The sequence below is a fragment of the Lactobacillus sp. S2-2 genome (genome assembly GCF_021698855.1).
Classification (GTDB): Bacteria; Bacillota; Bacilli; order Lactobacillales; family Lactobacillaceae; genus Fructilactobacillus.
The window spans coordinates 25077-44594 of record NZ_WWFA01000004.1 but is presented as its reverse complement, the minus strand read 5'-3'; the positions used below and the strand labels follow the sequence as shown (position 1 = coordinate 44594).

At 29.8% G+C, this 19518-nt stretch carries 13 protein-coding genes; 4 read left to right on the top strand and 9 right to left on the bottom strand.

Going from position 1 to position 19518, the window contains the following annotated elements; translation table 11 throughout:
• Nucleotides 1-351 precede the first annotated feature (351 nt).
• Complete coding sequence (locus tag GSH19_RS04530) at nucleotides 352-1521, top strand: acetyl-CoA C-acetyltransferase (protein ID WP_237026915.1); 1170 nt, start codon at nucleotides 352-354, stop codon at nucleotides 1519-1521.
• Between the two features lie 18 nt (nucleotides 1522-1539).
• Here the strand turns inward: GSH19_RS04530 and brnQ are convergent, their stop codons facing one another.
• On the bottom strand, nucleotides 1540-2880 hold the full coding sequence (gene brnQ / locus GSH19_RS04525; RefSeq protein ID WP_237026914.1) for a branched-chain amino acid transport system II carrier protein: 1341 nt from the start codon (nucleotides 2878-2880) through the stop codon (nucleotides 1540-1542).
• A gap of 148 nt (nucleotides 2881-3028) precedes the next feature.
• Here brnQ and GSH19_RS04520 point away from each other — a divergent pair, with 148 nt between their 5' ends.
• Nucleotides 3029-3562, top strand: coding sequence for a GNAT family N-acetyltransferase (locus GSH19_RS04520; RefSeq protein ID WP_237026913.1), 534 nt, complete (start codon nucleotides 3029-3031; stop codon nucleotides 3560-3562).
• A 132-nt stretch (nucleotides 3563-3694) separates the two neighbouring features.
• Here GSH19_RS04520 and GSH19_RS04515 read toward each other — a convergent pair whose 3' ends face one another.
• The 4 genes from GSH19_RS04515 to GSH19_RS04500 are packed head-to-tail and all read right to left on the bottom strand — an operon-like array spanning nucleotide 3695 to nucleotide 12972.
• A complete protein-coding gene (locus tag GSH19_RS04515; protein WP_237026912.1) occupies nucleotides 3695-5119 on the bottom strand; it encodes an APC family permease in 1425 nt (474 codons plus the stop codon).
• Nucleotides 5120-5141: 22 nt separating this feature from the next.
• Entirely contained in the window at nucleotides 5142-8879 is a 3738-nt protein-coding gene (addA, locus tag GSH19_RS04510; RefSeq protein ID WP_237026911.1) for a helicase-exonuclease AddAB subunit AddA, read from the bottom strand.
• Nucleotides 8879-12433 carry a PD-(D/E)XK nuclease family protein gene (locus GSH19_RS04505; protein WP_237026910.1) on the bottom strand — a complete coding sequence of 1185 codons (3555 nt, stop codon included), beginning with the start codon at nucleotides 12431-12433 and terminating at the stop codon, nucleotides 8879-8881. The genes addA and GSH19_RS04505 overlap by 1 nt, the downstream gene beginning before the upstream one ends.
• A gap of 11 nt (nucleotides 12434-12444) precedes the next feature.
• Nucleotides 12445-12972 (bottom strand): NAD(P)H-binding protein, encoded by a 528-nt coding sequence (locus tag GSH19_RS04500; RefSeq protein WP_237026909.1) that lies wholly within the window; start codon nucleotides 12970-12972, stop codon nucleotides 12445-12447.
• Between the two features lie 188 nt (nucleotides 12973-13160).
• Here GSH19_RS04500 and GSH19_RS04495 point away from each other — a divergent pair, with 188 nt between their 5' ends.
• Nucleotides 13161-14471, top strand: a complete 1311-nt coding sequence (locus tag GSH19_RS04495) for an NCS2 family permease (protein WP_255700255.1) — start codon at nucleotides 13161-13163, stop codon at nucleotides 14469-14471.
• 31 nt (nucleotides 14472-14502) lie between these two features.
• Here GSH19_RS04495 and cls read toward each other — a convergent pair whose 3' ends face one another.
• Complete coding sequence (cls, locus tag GSH19_RS04490; RefSeq protein ID WP_370636156.1) at nucleotides 14503-15975, bottom strand: cardiolipin synthase; 1473 nt, start codon at nucleotides 15973-15975, stop codon at nucleotides 14503-14505.
• A 134-nt stretch (nucleotides 15976-16109) separates the two neighbouring features.
• On the opposite strand from cls, the gene GSH19_RS04485 reads away from it, so the two are divergent.
• Nucleotides 16110-16649, top strand: a complete 540-nt coding sequence (locus GSH19_RS04485) for a hypothetical protein (protein ID WP_237026907.1) — start codon at nucleotides 16110-16112, stop codon at nucleotides 16647-16649.
• A gap of 38 nt (nucleotides 16650-16687) precedes the next feature.
• Here the strand turns inward: GSH19_RS04485 and GSH19_RS04480 are convergent, their stop codons facing one another.
• The 3 genes from GSH19_RS04480 to lepB (GSH19_RS04470) all read right to left on the bottom strand — a co-directional run bounded on the left by GSH19_RS04480 (nucleotide 16688) and on the right by lepB (GSH19_RS04470) (nucleotide 19476).
• Entirely contained in the window at nucleotides 16688-18013 is a 1326-nt protein-coding gene (locus tag GSH19_RS04480; protein ID WP_237026906.1) for a C1 family peptidase, read from the bottom strand.
• 112 nt (nucleotides 18014-18125) lie between these two features.
• Nucleotides 18126-18725, bottom strand: coding sequence for a signal peptidase I (gene lepB / locus GSH19_RS04475; protein WP_237026905.1), 600 nt, complete (start codon nucleotides 18723-18725; stop codon nucleotides 18126-18128).
• A 142-nt stretch (nucleotides 18726-18867) separates the two neighbouring features.
• Entirely contained in the window at nucleotides 18868-19476 is a 609-nt protein-coding gene (gene lepB, locus GSH19_RS04470; RefSeq protein ID WP_237026904.1) for a signal peptidase I, read from the bottom strand.
• Nucleotides 19477-19518 lie beyond the last annotated feature (42 nt).

The following is a 19518-nucleotide window of genomic DNA, read 5'->3' as shown; positions in this document are numbered from 1 at the left end:
TAATTCATTGTATCAGCTAATCAACTTTCTTGCAAGCGTTTTTTTAATTTATTTTAATTCGTTTTCGCTTGCTTTGTTCTTTAGCAGAACGGTTATTAACTATACTATTTAAACTTAATTATGTCAACGACTTTTTAAAATTTATTTGTTTTAATAATTCGCTGAATTGTTGCTTGTACTCAACAGAACAGTTATTAACTTTACTAGCTACATCAACAAAAGTCAATGCTTTTAATAAAGTTATTTAAAAAAGATTTAATCTGAATTTAAAACCCTGTTAAATCAGTCTTTTAATTGTTATATTTATGTACATCAATAACGATTACACATTTTAAAATGGAGATGTATAGTATGAAAGAAGTAGTAATTGTAAATTACAAAAGAACTCCTATTGGTAAACTAAATGGAAGTTTAAAAGATTTTTCAGCAGTCGAACTTGGTACAATTGCCGCAAAAGAAACAATCAAAGAAACAAATATTGATCCAAATATCATTGATGAAGTTATTTTTGGAAATGTAGTTCAAGCTGGTAACGGTCAAAATGTTGCTCGCCAAATTCAAATCAATGCTGGTATCAGTGCTGAAAATACTGCTTTTACCGTCAATCAGGTTTGTGGTTCTGGATTAAAAGCAGTTCGTCTTGGTCAAACAGCTATTCAAACTGAAGAAGCCGATATCGTTTTAGTTGGTGGAACCGAAAGTATGACTAATGCACCTCATTTAACTAATTCAATTAGAAAAAATCAAAAATTTGGTAATACTTTATTAGTTGATAGTTTACAAAAAGATGGACTAAATGATGCATGGAGTAATCTTCCAATGGGAATTACTGCTGAAAATGTTGCAGAAAAGTTCAATATCTCAAGAGAAGAACAAGATCAATTTTCATATAAATCACATAAGAATGCTGCTTATGCGATTGAAAATGAACTATTCAAAAATGAAATTGTTTCTATTGAAGGAAAACATCATGAATTAATCAATCAAGATGAAGGAATTCGAGCTAACACATCAGTCGAAAAACTTAATTCACTTAAACCAGTTTTTAAAGAAAATGGATCCGTTACTGCAGGAAATACTGCAACTATCAATGACGGAGCTTCTGCTATTTTATTGATGAGTAAAGATAAAGCAGAAGAAATGGGAATTGAATATCTTGCAACCATTCAAAATTATGCAGAAGCTGGCATTGATCCTAACATTATGGGATATGCTCCATACTATTCAACCAAAAAATTATTAAAAAATAATAATCAGAAAATTGAAGATTTTGATTTATATGAATTAAATGAAGCATTTGCAGCACAAAGTGTCGCTGTTTCAAGAGATTTACAAATGGATCCTAATAAATTAAATATTACTGGTGGTGCAATTTCTTTAGGTCATCCCTTGGGAGACTCTGGTGCAAGGATTCTAATTACTTTATTAGATAATTTACAAAGAACCAAGCAAAAAAATGGACTTGCAGCAATTTGTATTGGTGGCGGAATGGGAATATCAATGTCTATAAAAATGAAATAAAAAGAAGCTAATTAATAATTAGCTTCTTTTTTTGAATGTATGAATAATCATCCCTAATATAAATCCGATTAAAGTAGGCACAACCCAACTAAGTCCAATTTGAGAAAAAGGTAAATACGTATCCAAGTGTAATAAGCTTCCAACCAATTTTGATTTATCAGCTAACCCCGTTGCATTCAATCCACTAAAAATTGCCGGAATTAATGCAAACAATAAGGTAACTTGATAAACAACTTTTGGCTTACCAATTAATGGTGATATTATTCCCAATAAAATTAAGACAATTGATAAAGGATAAATAAACATCAAGAATGGCATTGCAAAATTAATCATTTGAGTTAACCCTAAATTGGTAATAACTAATGATACTAAAATAGCTACAACTGTAATTTTAGAATAACTTATTTTTTTAGGCAGCATATCAGTCATTGTGTCCCCAAAAGCAGATATCATTGCAACATTTGTTTTTAAACAAGCTACAAAAATCAATACTGCCAATAAAAGATTCCCAAAACTACCAAAGTAGTATGTTGCTATTTGAACTAATCCAATTCCACCATTTTCAGATGCACTAAATTTTCCTAAGCTCATAGTTCCAACTAATGCTAATAATGTATAAACTAGTCCCATTAAAAATGCACTAATTAGTCCTGATTTAATTACAGAACTAGCAATTTTATTTGGTGATTTAACCCCAAGTTTTTTGATTGCTTCAATTACAACAATCGCAATAGCAATTGATCCAGCTCCATCTAATGTATTGTATCCTTCGATAAATCCTGATGAAAAAGGTGTACCAATATATTTACCGGTTGCTGCTGGAGTAGTTATGTCTCCCATTGGTTTAACCAAAGCCATAATAATTATCATAGCTAATAAAACTAGAAAAATAGGAGTTAAAAACTTACCAATGTAATCTAACAAATTACCTGGTGTTCTTGTTAAATACCAAACCAACAGAAAGAATATGACTGCAAAAATAAATAATCCCATTGTCTGTTGTGATTGTTTCAATAATGGAGCAACACCTACTTGATAGGCAGTAGCAGCCAATCTTGGAATTACAATAATTGGTCCAATCAACAAGGACAGAATCGTTGAAAAGAAATAAGCAAATGGTTTACCAGCATTTGATGCTAAATCAAACATTCCTTTACTATTAGTTAAACCAAATGCAACAATTCCAAGAATTGGCAAACCAACTCCAGTAATTAAAAATCCAATGACAGCTGGAATAATATGATTTCCGGCAGCTTGTCCCATACTAATTGGGAAAATAACATTTCCTGCACCAAAAAAAATACCAAACAGCATAATGCCTAAATAAAATATATTTTTCTTTGATAATTTCGAATCCATTTTGCTTCTCCCTTTTCTCTAAATTAACTTAATGATACCTTGAAATAATTTCTTTGAAAAGGAAGTTAATTTTTTTGGTTGTATTCAAATACTCAATCAATTATAATAATCTATCGGTTAATAAAATGAGGAAAAGGAAGTGTTTAATATGTCTAGAATCTACGTAAGAAAAGCGACTAAAACAGATTTACCAGCAATCAAAAATATCATTGATAATGCCAAACAATACCTTGGGGAACAAGGAATTAATCAGTGGCAAAGATCTTATCCTGATAGCAAAGTAATTGAAGCGGACGTCGATGACGGAATTGCATATGTTTTAGAAGTTGATGGTAACGTAGCAGGAAGTGCTTCACTTCATCTTGGAATTGATACTGATTATCTAAATATTGAAGATGGCGATTGGATTAATGGAACTGAAGCTCATTATTCAGCAATTCACCGTGTAGCAGTTTTAAGTGATTATCGTGGTCAAGGACTTTCTGGTAAATTCTTAAGTAATTTACTTTCGATTTCTGCTTTCCAAGGCTTTAAAGATGTAAGAATTGATACTCATCCTGATAACGTTGGGATGCAACATGTCATTCTTTCAAACGGCTTTGAAAAACGTGGAATTGTGCATATGAATCAAAGCACCGCTCCTGGTACTGAACGATTTGCATATCAACAAATTCTAAATTAAATCAATGAAAATAAATATTGATAATTGAAGGTCCCGATAAATATTAGAAATAAATCTAATCTTTATCGGTTTTTATATATATAATTTTAATAAAAAAGGATTTACGTTAATTAATATAACGTAAATCCTTTTTTATTTTCTTTTAATTTTTGAATGTTTCATTCCATAAACAAAGTAAATTACTAAGCCAATTAAGAACCAGAAAAACATCATAATTTTAGCTTCTTTATCTAATCCCCAGAAAATAAATGCCGATAAAATGGCAGATACTGCTGGTAGAACTGGATATAGTGGCATTCTAAATTTAGGCACTGGAATATCTTTTCCTTCACGTGGACGAAGTGCATAAATTCCAAGTGATACAAAAATAAATGCAACTAATGTCCCAGCCGAAACTAAATTAGCTAAAAAAGTAAATGGGAACATTGATCCAACTACTACCGCAGCAATTGTAACAACCCATAAAGCACGATTAGGTAATTTATTTTTATTAATATGACCTAGGAATTTAGGTAATAATCCATCACGTCCAAAAGCATATATCAAACGAGAACTGGCTAATTGAATTGCAATTAAGGCTGCAAACATCCCGACAATTGCAACAATTGAAAGTGAATTAGCAGTGAAATAATGACCCGCTTTTCTTAACGCCCAAGCTGCTGGTTCAGCATTTCCAGCATATTCAGAATAATGGAACATCCCAACTAATGCAAAAGAAACTAACATAAATAGAACAGTTCCAATCATTAAAGTTCCAATAATTCCTCTAGGCATACTTTTACTTGGATTTTTAGTTTCAGCGGTATTAGCCGCAATTGCATCAAATCCAACATAAGCAATAAACATTTGCGCAGCACCCGCCCAAATTCCTTGCCATCCACCAAAACTAGTCCCTGGTTGATGTTTTGGTACAAATGGAACGTAATTTTGCATATGAATTGATGTAAAACCAACAATAATGAATAAAATTACAACTGCTAATTTTAAAATAACCAAAATATTTTCAACTCTTTTAGCCTGACTAACTCCCCTAGAAAGTAAAAAACCAACTAGTAAAATTGATAAACCAGCCATCAAATCAAAAACTCCACCAGTCTTAGGATTAATTCCACTAGATAAAAACTTAGGTAAGCTAATCCCTAAACTACTCATAAATCCTTGAGCATAAGCTGACCATCCCGATGCCACAAAAGCAACTGAGATAAAGTACTCTGCTAGTAATGCCCAACCAACAATCCATCCAAAAAATTCACCGAATAAAACGTTAATCCACGAGAAAGCAGATCCAGCAAATGGTAAGGCTGAGGATGCCTCAGCATAAGCAAATGCATCTAATCCAGCAACCACTGCTCCAATCAAGAAAGCTAGCGGAACTGATGGTCCGGTATGATTTGCCGCAACAATTCCTGGTAGGGTAAAAATAGCTGTTCCAACTACCATCCCAATTCCAAGGGCTAATAAATCTTTGGTTTTTAAAGTTGGTTTCAGATACGAATCCGCATCTGCATAAACGCTTGGCGATTGTTTTAACATCAATCGCGCAAAAAATTGTTTCATTATTCTCCATCCAATCATTTGATTATTCTTTTTGCTGAGCGTTTATTGAAATGGCCTGATCAGCTGATAATGAATAAAGATATCTTTCATTAACCGGCTTTTTGGTGATTTCTTGTAAAGCCAACGCATAAATATTCAATTGTCCTCGATATTTATCTTTTAGATTATCAATTCCAATTGATAGTTGTTTAGGATTAATAAAATCAGTCTTGTAATCAAACAATACAACCTGATCTTCAAATTCTAAATAACCATCAATAATTCCATGAATCAATATTTGTTCATCAGAATTATCAAATTCACTAAAAATTTGATTGGCATCAATCACTAATGAAAAAGGAACTTCTCTTTTTAAACAATCACTGTTGGATAAAATTCGTTTTCCTAAATCACTTTGATAAAATTTGACAATTGATTCCAGATTAATTTTAGCAGAAACTTTTTCAGAAATTAATCTTTTTTTAACCAAATCATTCAATAAATGATTTAAATAATCTAAATTAATCGTTTCTGTTACATCAATTTGTTGCATCATTAAGTGAAGTGCAGTCCCCACATCGGTAGCACTTGCTTCACTGACAGATTGCATAAATTTTGGAGTTGCAAAATTTGAATTCAAATATCGATTCTTTTGTTTTTTCGGTGCTTGAATCTCAGTTGCACTACCTAATTGAATAATATCTGGATCATCAAATAATCCTTTAATTTCTGAAACAGACTGATAAGCCGTTGTATTAGTGGCAGCTAAATATTCATATTGGTGATCAAAAACTTGATCAACCAATGAGTCTGAAACAACTGTATTATCTTTTAATTTTTGTTCTAATTCAGTTAACCATTCATTATTATTAACTGATACTGGTTGATTTTGATAATCCTGTAATTCTTTTGCACTAATAAAACTCAAATTAAAACGTGCTGGATTATCACCTAACTGTCCAACATCACTATTTTCACCATAAGTTTCAATAAAATTAGGATGGCGAACTAAAGCTGGTCCAATCCAATCAATAAAACTATTAGCTTTCTTTCGATTAGATTTATCTAATAGCAATGCATCTGTCTTGGCATCTTTTTGCCATTCTTCTAAAACTTTTTCTTGAGTCTTATGTTTTAAAGTACCTGTAATAATTAGATATTGCTCAGTTCTAGTTAATGCAACATATAATTGACGCATTTGTTCTGCTAACATTGCATCAGTTTTTTTATTTTTAATAATTAGATCTTGTAAAGTTTCATTTTGAACTCTAGTTGTTTGATTTAAATATTTAATTCCTAAACCTAATTGATCATCTAAAAGATATTTACTTCTAGTATCTGACTTATTAAATTGATGAGTAGCATCCATTAAGAAAACGACTGGGAATTCTAATCCTTTACTTCCATGAATTGTCATAACTTTGACAGAATTATCATCAGTATCTGATTCAGCTTGTGCTAAATCATCATCATTTGCTTGAAGTTTTTCAACAAAACGAATAAAAGCAAATAATCCTTTAAAACTACTATTTTCATATTCAGTCGCACGATTATATAAAGCATGTAAGTTAGCTTGTCGCTTTTCTCCTGCTGGCATTGCTCCCACGTAATCTAAAAATCCAGTTCGATCATAAATTTCCCAGATTAATTCTGCCAGCTCATGTTGTTTGGCATACTCTTTAAAATGATCTAATTGTTCAATAAAAGTTTTCACTTTTTGAAATACTTGTTCAGAAAATTCAGTTTGGTTCATTTGTTCATAATTATGATAAAAATCTAATAATGCTTCAAAATAATCACCTGTTTTATGATTAATTCTCAAGTAAGCCATTTGATTTTCATTCATCCCAATCATGGGTGAACGTAAAACAGCTGCTAAAGGAATATCTTGATATGGATTATCAATAATTGATAATAATGCCATCATAATTTGCATTTCAGTTGTTTTAAAGTAACTTTGTGATCCATTAATATCAACTGGAATTTGATATTTTTCAAAAACATCAGCAATTACTAAATTATTATTTCTTGTAGCAGACAAAATCGAAATATCAGAAAACAGAATTGGTCGCATAATTTTTTGTTCACGATCATAAATCATTGTTTCGTCATCAATTAGATGGCGAATTTTTTGTGAAATCATTTCAACTTGTCCATGAGCACCATCTTGGATTTCTAATCGTTCATTTTCAATTTGATCATTTTTATCATCTGTTTCATATAACATAATTTCAGTTTGTCGCTTAGCCTCACTTGGATAATAAGTAGCTCCAAATTGAAGATTAGCTTTGCCAGTATAATTAATCTCACCTAATTCTTTGTCCATAATTTGAGAAAAAATTAAGTTAGTAAAATCATCAATATTTTTTTCAGAACGAAAATTATCCGCTAAAGTAATTAATTGATTATCATTATCATTTTGATAATTTTCCATTTTATCAATAAACATTGATGGATCAGCTAATCTGAATTGATAAATTGATTGCTTAACATCACCTACCATAAACATATTGGGATGATTAGGATTTTTAATAGTCGACAAAATTGCATCTTGTAGACGATTATTATCTTGATATTCATCAATCAAAATTTCATTAATTCGATTTTGATAATTTTCGCGAACATTAATGGATTGTGGAGCATCACCAGCTAAAATATCAAAAGCAAAGTGTTCAATATCAATAAATTCAAATGCATGTAATTGCTTTTTCTTTGCTAAATAAGCATCACTAAATTGTTTAACAATTTCACTTAATTGTCTGACTAATTTTAGTGCCTTTTGTGATATTTGTTGATTTTCAGCTTCACTATTTAAAAAGAATTTAGCATAAACTGCATCTTTAAACGCATCACTCGCATCTTTTTGCTGGTTATGTGCTATCTTACGTGCTGCTTTTTCTTCATCACTGTATTTAGCTTCTCTGCGATTTAATTTGATTGAATTTAAATAATCTAATTTTTCTTTTAACTGAGAATAATCAAAAGTGCTTAAAGAATTTAACAATTCATCAATTACATTGGCTTTTTTTTGAATATCATCAATTTGATTTACTAAATTATTCATTTTAGCAATTTCAAGTGAATCATTAATTTCTTTTTGAAAAGTTATTAATTCATCTTGAACAATTTTCAATAAATACTTTTGATATACATCACTAGCTGATAAATCATCTCCCACATCATAAAAATCGGGTAAATTATCTAACCATTCAGTTGGATTTTGATTAACTTGAGCAAAATCATATATTTTCATAATAGTTTCAGTTAATCCATCATCACTTCGATCATTAGAAAAATTTTCAGTTAATTCTGCAAATTCATTATTTTCATCATTAGCATATAACGATTCACGTAAATCATCCCAGACTTGTTCTCGTAACATTAATTGTTCAGTTTGATCAGTTAAAATTCGAAAATTAGGATCTAAATCAATTGTAAAATAATTATTTTGAACCACTTTTTGACAAAAGGCATCTAGGGTTGAAATATTTGCAATTGGTAATTTTCGAATTTGATTTAATAAGTGTTTTTGTAATTCAAAATCTGATTCTTCATTAATTTTTTCACGTAACGCTTGTTGAATTCGATCACGCATTTCTTTAGCCGCTGCCTTGGTGAAAGTAACAATAATTAAGTTATCGATACTAACTCCGTTAATTAACTTATTAACTACTCGATCAACCAAAACTCTCGTCTTACCAGAACCTGCGGAGGCTGATACTAATACATCCCCATCAAACTCACCATAAACTGCTTGATGTTGTTCTTTTGTATATTCCATTATTGATTACCCTCCTCTCTTAATAAGTCCAGAACTTTTTGTTGGTCATATGCTTCAACTTCTCGATAATTATTTTCAGTTAACATTGGATCAAATTGCATCACTGATTTATATTCTGAAAATTGGAGTGCAGTTTCTTGCTTATATTTCATAGGTGCTAATTTAATTTCTCCAGCGTAGATTCGTTCTCCAGCTTCTTTAATTTTCTTTTCAGTATGTTCTAATAGACGATCTAAATCATCAGGTAAAATAACTGATTTAGCACTTTGTTTTGACAAATCTCCGTCTTTCTTTTTCTGTAATGGATAAACTTCATCAGTATGATCAGAAAAAAGACTATCTAAGAATTCTTGATCATTCACTAATAATCCATTGTACTTTTGCTCTTTGATAACTGCTTTTTCAATTTGCTCTGGATCAAAATAATTATTTTTTCCATCATCCTTTAAAATTGGATTACTGATTTGTAAATACAATGCTCCTGCTAATTTAGCTTTTTGAGAAGTTGATAATTCATCTAAATTAATTTTCAAAGCATCTAAATATGTCATCATTTGCATTGCAATTCCATCATAGGCTTTTGCTAGATCAATTGATTTTTGTCCTGATTTGTAATCAACAATTCCAAGATAATTTGTATCATCTGTAGCTAATTCATCAATTCGATCAATTCGCCCACGAACTTTAACTACTTGTCCCGTATCTAATTGAAATTCTAGTGGCTTTAAATCACCATTCTTGCCACCAACATTTCCAAAAGTTACTTCCGTTTGAATTGGTTGCATTTTAGTTCGTTTGAACTGTTCTCCTAGGGTCTTTGTCATTCGTTGAATTGTTTTTAATAATTGATTAGAAATATAACTCATTCTTTTTGAACTTTTCAAAATTTCATATTGCATATTTTCATCATTCATTAAAATTTGTTGATTTACTTCATTAACTAGATTTTTAATTTGTTGTTCATTAAAATCTTCTAAGCGTTGATTTCTCTTACGAACCGTTTTTAAAATCAAATCTAATGATTCATGGAAAAATTGTCCGGTACTAGCAGCTGACAATTCAAAAACATCTCGTTCTTTTAATTTCAGTCCATACTTTAAGAAATACTCATATGGATTAGAATAAAATTCTTCCAAGCGAGAAATGGATGTATTTAATTCATTTCCATAAAGTTCCGTCACAATTTCTTGATTTAATGCTTCTGGTTCATTTTTATAATTCAATCCACCTAACAACTTATTAGTTAATTGATAATAATTAACATCGTTCACTAATTTTTGATAAACATTACTCCAAAAAGCTCCAAGTGGAATTGATCGAGTTTTACTATCTAGTGCAATCTTAACTAAATTTGATAATGTTATTCTTTTTGAACCTAAATATTCATTACTGTTTTCAACTTTAGGATTATCTTTCACTTCCACCTTTTCAAGTGAAAAATGATGCATAATCGCTTTTACATATGGAGATATTTGTTTATTCTGTTCCGTATCTCCACCTTTACTATAGGAAAAAACAATTTTTTCTTTTGCATTCATAAAGGCTAAGTAATTCATAAATGGTTCATTGGCCATCTGTAATTCACTGTTATCATTTAAAAATTGGTCTTCTGATAATCCTGGTGTGATTTGTTCACGATCAATATCATTCAATAAACTAGTATTTTCAACTGTTCCCGGCATATTATCATCATTTGATCCAATCATAAACACCATTTTTTTATCTCTCATTTGCACCATTCCAGTTTCACTGATTGCAACTTGGTCAATCGTTGAAGGAATTTGTGAGTAACTAGCTCCAGAAAAACCAGCTTTTAAAAGATTTAAAAAGTCATCTTGAATAAATGGTTTATCACCAATAAATTCAACAAAATCATCTAATAAACTACAAAAAGTATTCCAAACTTGTTCAGATTGATCCGCTTCTTGAAGTCGATTGTGATCAAGCGAATGTTGCTGCCAAATTTTTAATCGTTCAACAATTCCGTTTTCAATCAAAAATTGATATAACAACGTAATTGCTTCTTGAATTGTTTTAGCATGATTAATTTTTTTGAAAAATGACGGTAATTTTTCTTGGATTAAATGCTTAATTACATTAATTTTGGCTGACATTTCACGATTCTTATCTGTCAAAATTCCAGTGGTATTATCTGCAACAAATAAATATTGCCAATCATCTTTTTGCGTCCAACGACTGCCTTCATAACCATTCTTTAAAACATAATTTTCGGTAATAGCTAAATCATCCCGAAATTCATTAATCTCCATAAAGGTATCTTGATCAATTTTTGGAACTAACAATTCTGTTTTTAATAGTCTCATTACATCTTGATAACGATAATTTCTTTTATTTGAACCACGATCAATTGAAAATAAAGCATCAATAAATTCAACTAATGGATGAGAATCCATCGTCTTTTGAATATCTTCAAAATGAGGGATTTGCTGCATTTCAAAAATTGGTTGAATAATATTACGATATTGATTTAAATCTTTAGTAATCAAAATAAAATCAGAATAACGATAATTTCCAGTCGCTACCATTTGTTTAATTTGATTAGTCACAATTTGTAATTCCATGTAAGTCGAATTAGCTTCCATAACATCAATTGCTGGTTGCTTTAATTCTGATTTTTGAATATCTTTTTTCATTGCTGTATTTTGAATGAAAAAATCCTCTAAAGCTTGCATTGTTTCACTTTGATCAGATTGATCAACAAATTGATCAACCATTATTTTTACATTTTGATTTTTAGCATAATTATATAGTTGATAATATAAATTAGCTGAACGCCAAAATAAATTAGGATTTTCTGGTAATTGATTAGGATATTTTTGATCTAAATCAAAATCAATCAAAATATAGTTAGCCTTTTCAATCAAAATTTGTACGATTTCTAATTCTTGGGCACTAAATTGAGAAAATCCACTAATATAAAAATTCATCTGACTTAAATCATTTTCATTTAAATAATTAGCTAATAATTTCAAAGTATCAGCGTGATATAAATAATCATCTGAAACTCGTTGATTAAATTCTTCATAAATAATTGCTAAATCATTTAGTTTATTAATCACTTCTGAATTTAAATTTAACTGACTATCATTAATTAATTTTTTTAAATCATTACTTTCAATTTTTCCAGCTTGAATTTCTTTAATCTGACTAGTTAATTGTTGAATAAACCCTGTTTGATTAATTTCACCTCGGTAGATTGTTAAGTCTTCTTCACGGTCTCTCAAAATTTGATAAATAATAATGTTAATTGCTGAATCACTTAATATTGGTTGTTGGTATTCCTCAGTATTATTTAAAAAATACCAAACTAACCTTGTAAAAGAAAAGACTTGTAATTTTTCCTGTGCATATACCGTTTGATTATTTTCATTAATTGCTTTTAAAGTTTCTAATTCTGATTCAAATTTAATATGATTCGGGACTAGATAAAAAAATTGATGGGTTGGTTCTTGTTTCATCCCATCTTTTAACAGTGAGGCAATTTTTTGAAAATGATTTAACCCTGCTTTACCTAATAAAAACTGAACTGCCATCATTTACTCCTTTAGTCATCTAAGACTGCAATTGACTGGTTATCATAGTCATTAGTTAATATAACTTTTACTAAAATATCTGTGATTGTTTCATGTGAAACATTTGCTGACTTAATTTCTTTTCCTTCTGAAACAATTGTTGGATTTCTGGTTAATGATTCTTTAAGTTCTGGAATTCGAATAATCGTATATGGTTGTTCTAATTCATCAATCAACTTAATTGCATAACGCTGCTGTTTTAAATACTCTTGATAATCTATCTGTTGATTAGAAAATGATTGATCATCGTATTCTAAATCAATCCCTAATCTTGTTAAATAAATGATCTTATCAAATTTATTATGATTTTTTAAAACTACATCAATTACATCTTCTGTAATTAAATCTGCATCTACTTCATCTAAATCAAATAATAAAAAATCTACCTTATTTAAATTATCTTTGATTAGATTTATATCTTGCTTTACTTGTATTACATTAACATCAGATAAATCATCATTTAGAAAACGATTTTTTCCTATAATTAAACCTTTTTTCATTTCAAAATCCCCTTACAATAGATAATCTAAGTTTATCAAACTTAATTAAAATCGTTAACTCAATTAGTTCAATTTAAAAGGATGCAAAATGTTCGCATTATTGACAAAATTACGAATCATGGTAATATTATTTTGTAAAAAGGGTACTAAATACGAACAATATTAAAAAACAAAAGGGGTAACTTCGTATGATGCAAAAAATTGCTAATTATTTTCACTTTGAGGAATTAGGAACTAATTTCAGAAAGGAAACATTAGCTGGAATCACAACATTTATTTCAATGGCTTATATCTTATTTGTTAATCCAAATGTTTTAGGAGCAACTGGGATGGACAAAGGTGCCGTCTTTACAAGTACAGCACTAGCCAGTGCTTTTGGATGTTTCATAATGGGAGTCGTTGCTAATTATCCATTTGCTTTATCAGCAAGTTTAGGAATTAATGCTTTCTTTGCTTACTCAGTCTGTATTGGAATGAAAATCCCGTGGGAAACAGCACTTGCTGGAGTATTTGTTGCATCACTAATTTTTATTGTAATCACATTATTTAAATTACGTGAAAAAATTATTGATTCAATTCCAGCAGATTTAAAATATGCAATCGGGACTGGGATTGGATTATTTATTGCTTTTCTAGGATTTCATAATGGAGGATTAGTTGTATCTGATCCTTCAACTATGGTTAAATTAGGTTCATTAACTGAACCAACAACTTTATTAACTGTTGCCGGATTAATTATTTCAGTTGTTTTATTCATTAAAAAAGTTCCTGGAGCAATTTTTATTGGAATGCTTGCTTCTTCAATTATTGGAATGTTCACTGGATTAATTAAAGTCCCTTCTAGTTTAGTTGCTGGCATTCCAAGCATTAAATCAACATTTTTAGTTGCCGTAACTCATGTAGATAAAATTAATACAGTTCAATTAGGAATTGTCGTTCTTACTTTCTTATTAGTTACTTTCTTTGATACAGCTGGTACTTTAGTTGCATTAGCTGAACAAGCTGGATTTGTTAAAAATAACAAAATTCCTCGTATTGGTCGTGCTTTAGCTTCGGATTCAAGTAGTATGTTTGTTGGTTCATTATTAGGTACATCACCAATCGGTGCATACGTTGAATCATCAGCCGGTATTGCAGTTGGTGGACGTTCTGGTTTTACAGTTGTGATAACTTCAATCATGTTCATCCTTGCAACTTTCTTCTCACCTCTTCTTGGAGTAATCACTAGTCAAGTTACTGCTCCTGCGTTAATTATTGTTGGAGTATTAATGACTAAATCAATTAATAAAATTGATTGGAGTAAATTTGAAATTGCGGTTCCCGCATTCTTAATCATCTTAGGAATGCCAATCACTTACAGTATTGCTGATGGAATTGCACTTGGAACAATTGCATATCCAATTACAATGATTGCTTCAAAACGTGGTAAAGAAGTTAATCCAATGATGTATGGATTAGCCGTTGTCTTCGTAATTTTCTTATGGATTCTTTCTAAATAAACTAAAAAGCCTTCAAAATTGAAGGCTTTTTTTATAGAATTGGTGAAAATAATCGACTAAATTGTTGTTTAAAACTTAGCCATAATGATTGTTTAGCAAATTCTCGTTTAGTTTGTAGCGTTGAAACTTTTAAATCTTCCATGAATAAATCATTCATTTGCTTAGCAAAATCACGATCATAAATGAATGAATTAATTTCAAAGTTTAATTTAAAGCTTCGATAATCAAAGTTTGCTGAACCAACTGATGATACTTTGTCATCAATCATAATTGTTTTAGCATGCATAAATCCTTGATTATAATAATAAATTTTAACTCCATAACTAGCTAATATCTTTGCATAATATTGACTAGCACGATAAACAAACATATGGTCTGGGAATGAAGGCATAACAATTCTAACATCCACACCAGATAAAGCGGCTGATTTTAATGTATCTAAAACACTTTCATCGGGAATTAAATAAGGAGTATTAATATAAACTTTCTCTTTTGCGGTTGCAATTAAATTATTGTAACCCTTTTTAATTTGTTCTAGTTCAGAATCGGGGCCACTTGAAACAGTCTGCATACTACTATTTCCAGCAACTTTTGGAGTAGGTAAGTATTTCTTTATAACATCCATATCTTCAATATCAATTTGATTATCACGATTACTTGCATTCCAATCTAAAATAAATCGATCTTGTAATCCAAATACTCCAGATCCCTCTACTTTAATTGTAGTATCACGCCATGGACCAAATTTTTTTGACCAACCCATGTATTGATCTCCAATATTAAAACCACCAACATATCCGTATTTACCATCAATCACTACAATCTTATGATGATCTCTAAAATTAATTCTAAAATCAAAAAAGTTTGAATGTGTATGTAAAAATGACTCAACATGTCCACCGGCTTCAATTAAAGGTTTAAAGAATCGCCCACTTACTACATTAGAACCCCAGGAATCATAAATAACCTTAACATCAACACCAGATTTAGACTTCTTAATTAATTCATCTAAAATTTGATGACCTAATTTATCTGCATAAAAAGTATAAAATTCAATATTAATCGAATCTTTAGCTTCTTTAATATCATTAATCATATCACCAAATAAATCTTCACCCGTAGTATAAAGTTTTAATTTATTTCCATGACTTAATACAGACATTGCAGAATTCATAAACATCTTAACTAAATTATTTGATTCTAAAATAACATCAGCATTATCAACGTTCTGCATTTTACCTTCATTTAATTCTTTACGCTGTCTCTTAACTGTTTTTTGAACTTCTTTTTTGGCTCTTCCCTGTAATTTAAATAACTTACTTTTCGGTAATTTACGACCAAAGAATGCATAAACAATAAATCCACCAACGGGAAATATAATTAATACTAATAGCCATGCCCAAATTGCAGCAATATCACGCGGTCTTCTAAAAATTGTAATAACTGCCAAAGTAGCATTTAAAGCAACTATTATTTCAAAACACAACGACCAATCCATTATTATTATCCTCCTAATGTTTACTTCATCTCTTATGATACATAACTTTTTAAAAAATTTCTTTCTAAAACTATCAATTTAAGCCTATTAGTTTTTATTTTTTATTCATGATATACTTACATTTATGGTGAGGTGTAAAAATGAAAAAAAATAATTTTATTTCCGTTTTAATCAGTCTTTCTATTATTAGCTTAATTTTTATTTCTGGATGCGGAAAAACACAAAATAATCATAAAAATCAAAATGCTTCCTTTAAGAATGATATTGATTCAACTAGTTCAATTAAATCAAATCTAACTAAAAATAATAATTTATGGTATGTTAAGGGAAAATTAAATTCTAAGAGCAAATCTGGATTTGAAACTTATGAATTTAAAAAAGACGGTAAAGCAAACGTTTATAATGTTTCAAAAATATATAAAACAAAAAATGATGCCAAAAATAATCATGATTTAAATAAAAATGGTACTTTAACTTATAAAATTAAAAATAATAATGGTAAAACATCTATTTCATTCAAAGGTAAGATGGCTGGTATCCCAATGACTCAATCATTTAAATTAAAAGATACAATCGATAATAAAACAGAATTACCTTCTAAAACTAAAGTATTTGGATACAAAATCAATCATGATATTGATGGCGACTCAATGAACCGTATCTTAATTCAACCAAAATAAAAAAATAACCGATAAATTTAATTTTATCGGTTATTTTTTTATGCTAACGCATCATAATTTTCAAGTTTAATTGGTGTTTGATTTAAAACATCTAATTGTTCTTTTGGAACATATTTTTTATTAACTACTACTTCATAAACAAAATCATTCATCCATTCATCTGACATAATGAAGTAACCTTTTTCACCAACTTTTTCACCCCAACTGTTTTCTACTTTCCATTTAGTAGATTTACCATCAATTAAATCTACTCCAGTCAAAGTCATCGCATGTGAAACTTCAGCTTCATGAAATTTTAGTCGTTCTGCTTTACTCATTGAAGTATCTAATCCAAACAATTCAGCTTGACGATATAAATTACTATCTAAAATTCCTTTTTGACGATGCATTTGTTGAATAACGTCATTCCCAAACCAAACGCTTGTTCCGTCTTTTAATTGTTTAATTGCAGCATCTTTTAACACATCCATTGGTGCATTAACAAATTGAATTTGTTTCCCACCAACAATATTATTTTGACTAGGAAGTGCATATAACTTATCATAATCTCGATCTGGAGCATTACTTAAAACAACATAATCCTCAAAATCAGTATCAAAATATTTTTGATAAAAATCTTTTGGAGTTAAATTTTGATCTAAATGATAACCCTCTTTATCATCACGATATTCTAAATCAAACTTTGCTGGAGGTTCACCAAAAGAATAGGCTACAATTCGATAAACTTCTGAAAGAAATTTTTCTTTAGTTGTCTCAATTTCATTATCTGAAGCTTCATCATTTACAAGATCACGCAATTTCATTGCATCACGACGTAATTTTTTTGCTAAGAAAGCTTCAAATTCACCAGTATCTTCAGTCACGATTGTCTCTGGATAAGCTGCTTTTGGAACTACTCCATATTTTTCAACTAATCCAGCAGCCATTGCCCATTGTCCACCATCATCATTTGGATAAGTTAAATAGTATTGTACATCACGATCATAATTTGATTTATCAGCATTAGCAATCATACGATCATAAAACATATTTGCTCTTTCAATTTTATCCCAAAAGAACAAATATCCTTGTGATAACTCAAAGTTTTTTTGTTGGTATTTTTCTGCAAACTGATGTCTTAAAGTATTTGTTAAAGAGAAAATCCAACATCTTCCACTTCTTTTTTGATTTGAAACAGTTCCAGTCTTTAAATCAACACTAAAAGTTCGATTTAATTTTGCTGGTACATCAGCATTTTCGGCAACTTTATGTAATCCATTATTTCTAATTGCACTACTAATTAAATTAGCATTAGGTTGCTTTTCTAAATCTTGATGCATTTTATTGATATCTTCATTTGATAAAGCTTGATTGAATTTGACCATTGAACATTCCTCTTTTCTTTTAAATATTATTAGCATTCTATCCTTGTTATATTCATTTGGCAACTGTAAATGTTTCACGTGAAACAAAAAGAGATGGAAAAATCCATCTCTTTTAATAACCTAGACTATTAATATTCATTCTTCTTTGCTTTGTTTGACTCCATGGAAGTGCTTTAACTACACCTGTGACATGACTTTTGGGAACAAATCCCCAGTATCGACTATCATCCGATACACTTCGGTGATCTCCTAAAACAAAATATTGACCTTTTGGTACTTTGATTGAATTTTTATTTTTTGGCCAAGACTTAGATAATGATTTCAAATCCCAATTTCCAACATCATTTTCTTTTTGAGTTCCTTCAGTCTTTTCATCTTGACTAATAAAACTTTGATTAATTTTTTTACCATTTACATAAATTGTTCCGCTATTTTCTTTAAACGAAACTGTGTCTCCCGGCAATCCAATTACCCTTTTTACATAACTATCACCTTTACTAGCTTGCGGATCTAATTTATATGCATCAAACACAATCGGACTTAAGTGTTTAACTTTAAAAGTTTTAAAAACAGCTGTCCATTGACCATCTTGTAAGTTTGGTTCCATTGACGTTCCCCGTGTTGTTGCAAAAGTAAAAACATATTGTTTGATTAATAAAGCCAAAATGATCCCAATCACGACTGGTAAAACATTATTTTTAATAAATTTCATTTTATTCAACCATTCTTTCTACATTATTACAATTATCGTAACATTATTTTTTTAAACAGTTATACTTATAAATCCTAATTTAATAAATTTATAAGGTATCAATGTTTCACATGAAACAAAAAAAGAGATGAAAGTTCATCTCTTAATAACTTAAATTATTAATATTGTTTCTCGTTTCTTTAGTTGTACTCCAAGGGAATGCCTTAACAACACCTTTTATATGACTCTTAGGAACATATCCCCAGTATCGACCATCATTTGATACACTTCGGTGATCTCCCAATACGAAATATTCTCCCTTTGGTACTCGAACTGAATTAGTATTTCTTGTCCAATTTCTTGATAATGATTTTAAATCCCAATTCTTATCAATATCAAAGTAATCAGATCCGTTCATTCTTTCAGAATTACTTATAAAGTTTTGATTAACCTTTTGATTATTAACATAAATATTACCTTCACTACGATTAAAAGTAACAGTATCTCCTGGTAATCCAATAACTCTTTTTACATAATCTGATTTAGGTTTTGCATCTGGATCTAATCCATGTGCATCAAACACAATCACACTTAAATGTTTAATCTTTGACTGTCGTAAAACAACAACTCTTTCACCATCTTGTAAGTTCGGCTCCATTGAAGGTCCATCAGTTTTAGCAAACATAAATAAGTATCTATGAATCAATAAAGCTACGATAATTCCGATTACAATTGGAATTATCCAGCTTAGTATTTCTCGTATAATTTTCATGGTGAATTTACCCCTACCTTACTAAGTTACTTTTATTTTACC

Excerpts from the sequence above, each read along its gene's own strand:
- brnQ (WP_237026914.1), bottom strand. The coding sequence starts at position 2,880 with ATGGATTCGAAATTATCAAAGAAAAATATATTTTATTTAGGCATTATG.
- GSH19_RS04515 (WP_237026912.1), bottom strand. The coding sequence starts at position 5,119 with ATGAAACAATTTTTTGCGCGATTGATGTTAAAACAATCGCCAAGCGTT.
- GSH19_RS04500 (WP_237026909.1), bottom strand. The coding sequence starts at position 12,972 with ATGAAAAAAGGTTTAATTATAGGAAAAAATCGTTTTCTAAATGATGAT.
- GSH19_RS04485 (WP_237026907.1), top strand. The coding sequence starts at position 16,110 with ATGAAAAAAAATAATTTTATTTCCGTTTTAATCAGTCTTTCTATTATT.
- addA (WP_237026911.1), bottom strand. The coding sequence starts at position 8,879 with ATGGAATATACAAAAGAACAACATCAAGCAGTTTATGGTGAGTTTGAT.
- GSH19_RS04530 (WP_237026915.1), top strand. The coding sequence starts at position 352 with ATGAAAGAAGTAGTAATTGTAAATTACAAAAGAACTCCTATTGGTAAA.
- lepB (WP_237026904.1), bottom strand. The coding sequence starts at position 19,476 with ATGAAAATTATACGAGAAATACTAAGCTGGATAATTCCAATTGTAATC.
- GSH19_RS04495 (WP_255700255.1), top strand. The coding sequence starts at position 13,161 with ATGATGCAAAAAATTGCTAATTATTTTCACTTTGAGGAATTAGGAACT.
- lepB (WP_237026905.1), bottom strand. The coding sequence starts at position 18,725 with ATGAAATTTATTAAAAATAATGTTTTACCAGTCGTGATTGGGATCATT.
- GSH19_RS04520 (WP_237026913.1), top strand. The coding sequence starts at position 3,029 with ATGTCTAGAATCTACGTAAGAAAAGCGACTAAAACAGATTTACCAGCA.
- GSH19_RS04480 (WP_237026906.1), bottom strand. The coding sequence starts at position 18,013 with ATGGTCAAATTCAATCAAGCTTTATCAAATGAAGATATCAATAAAATG.
- GSH19_RS04505 (WP_237026910.1), bottom strand. The coding sequence starts at position 12,433 with ATGGCAGTTCAGTTTTTATTAGGTAAAGCAGGGTTAAATCATTTTCAA.